The sequence below is a fragment of the Bradyrhizobium sp. NAS96.2 genome (assembly GCF_001908235.1).
Lineage (GTDB): Bacteria > Pseudomonadota > Alphaproteobacteria > Rhizobiales > Xanthobacteraceae > Bradyrhizobium.
Genome location: NZ_LGHK01000282.1, coordinates 1 through 2122, shown reverse-complemented (window position 1 = coordinate 2122; position 2122 = coordinate 1). Strand labels below are relative to the sequence as shown.

The following is a 2122-nucleotide window of genomic DNA, read 5'->3' as shown; positions in this document are numbered from 1 at the left end:
CCAGAGAATAAGGCTTGCCCATCCATGCTGGCCTCCGCCCAGCCAGCATGGTGAATCAGAAACAGCCTGATTTGGGAATCCCAAATCGATTCAACCTAACCCCATCCCGCTTTAACCCCGACAAAACTCTGGGCCGCGAAGAATTGCCGCTGCCCGGAGTTTGTTTTCATGGACTGGGCCAATTACCTGTTCGGCTTCAAGGGCCGCGTCAGCCGGGCCAAGTTCTGGCTCGGAGTGCTGATCATCGTCTGCTGGATGATGTTCCTGGCCGCGCTCGTGGTCATGGCCGGCCTCGGCGGCAGGACCGGCTCATTTGGCTTCAACGTCGACGACATCTTCCGGGCCTTCGACCCGGACAGCTACAAATCACTGACATGGGCCGGATTGCCGGCGCTGCTGGTCAAGGCCTGCGGAACGTTCCTGTTCGTCTGGGTCTATATCGCGGTCTCGATCAAGCGCCTGCACGACCGCGACAAGAGCGGCTGGTGGATGGTGCCGTACTTCGTCCTCCCCGGCCTCATGAGCCAGTTCTCGGACCGGCTTCCCGACGAATCCTATTGGGTGATGGCCGCCGCCGCGATCGTCTTCGTGTTCTATGTCTGCGGCTTCATCGAGCTCGCCTTTCTGCGCGGCACCTCTTACCCCAATCGCTACGGTCCCAATCCGCTGGGAAAAACCCATGTGAGCCGTGGAGGCGGCCGCGGCACTGGGTCGCGCTCCACGCAGGGCTGGGATCAGCAAAGCGAGCTCGATATCGTGCCGCACAAAGCTGGTCCACCGGCGCTGTGACGTGTTAAGCGAGGCGCATGAGTGATGCTGTCTCGATTACCCGCGATCTGGTTCGCTGCCCCTCCGTCACCCCGGCTGACGCCGGTGCGCTTGGCGTGCTCGAAGGCCTGCTGAAGGCTGCGGGCTTCGACGTCCACCGCGTGACGTTCTCCGAGCCCGGCACCGCAGACATCGACAACCTCTATGCCCGCATCGGCAGCTCGCTGCCGCATATCACCTTTGCCGGCCACACCGACGTGGTGCCGCCCGGCGATGAAGCGGCGTGGACGCTCGGCGCGTTCTCCGGCGAGGTCAGGGACGGCTATCTCTACGGCCGTGGCGCCGTCGACATGAAGGGCGGCATCGCCTGCAGCGTCGCCGCCGTGCTGCAGTATCTGAAGGACCACGACGGCAAGCCAAAGGGATCGATCTCCTTCCTGATCACCGGCGACGAGGAAGACGTCTCGATCAACGGCACCGTCAAGCTGCTGAAATGGTGCGCCGAGCGCGGCGAGACATTCGACCATTGCGTGCTCGGCGAGCCGTCGAATGTCGAGGTGCTCGGCGACATGATCAAGATCGGCCGGCGCGGCTCGCAATCCGGCACGCTGGTTGTCGACGGCGTGCAGGGCCATGTCGCCTATCCGCACCGCGCCTCGAACCCGGTGCCTGATATCTCGCGGCTGATCGTGGCGCTGAGCGACGAGCCGCTCGATCACGGCAGCGCGCAATTCCAGGCCAGCAACCTCGAATTCACCACGGTCGATGTCGGCAACACCGCGAGCAACGTGATCCCCGGCCAGGCGCGTGCGAGGTTCAACATCCGCTACAACGACAACCACACCCAGGAGAGCCTGCGGCAGCTGGTCGACGAGCGGCTGGCGAAGGCCTGCGGCAACCGCATCCGCGCCCATATCGACTGGCAGCCGTCGAACTCCAACGTGTTCGTGACCCAGCCCGGCCCGTTCACCGATCTCGCGGTCGCCGCGATCGAGGAGATCACCGGCCGCAAGCCGGAGCTCTCCACTTCCGGCGGCACCTCGGATGCGCGCTTCATCTCCGGCTACTGCCCGGTGATCGAGTTCGGCCTGGTCGGCCAGACCATGCACCAGATCGACGAGCGCACGCCGGTGGCTGATCTGGAGAAGTTGACCAAGATCTATCGCGGCGTGTTGGAGCGGTATTTCGGGTAGGTTCGCGACCGTAGGATGGGTGGAGCGCAGCGATACCCATCATGTGCGCCGCGGATTCGAGGTGATGGGTTTCGCTGCGCTCTACCCATCCTTGTAATAGCGCGATCGGCTATCGTCGGCATATTCCGAGAGGAATGGCCTGTCGCGGTTAGCGGCCGCGA

General features: G+C 63.7%; 2 protein-coding genes. Both read left to right on the top strand.

Annotated elements, in window-relative coordinates; all coding sequences use genetic code 11:
- The first annotated feature begins 168 nt into the window (after window positions 1–168).
- Window positions 169–789 (top strand): DUF805 domain-containing protein, encoded by a 621-nt coding sequence (locus AC628_RS39490; protein WP_074132089.1) that lies wholly within the window; start codon window positions 169–171, stop codon window positions 787–789.
- Between the two features lie 17 nt (window positions 790–806).
- Window positions 807–1961, top strand: a complete 1155-nt coding sequence (dapE, locus tag AC628_RS39485; RefSeq protein WP_074132088.1) for a succinyl-diaminopimelate desuccinylase — start codon at window positions 807–809, stop codon at window positions 1959–1961.
- The last annotated feature ends 161 nt before the right edge of the window (window positions 1962–2122 follow it).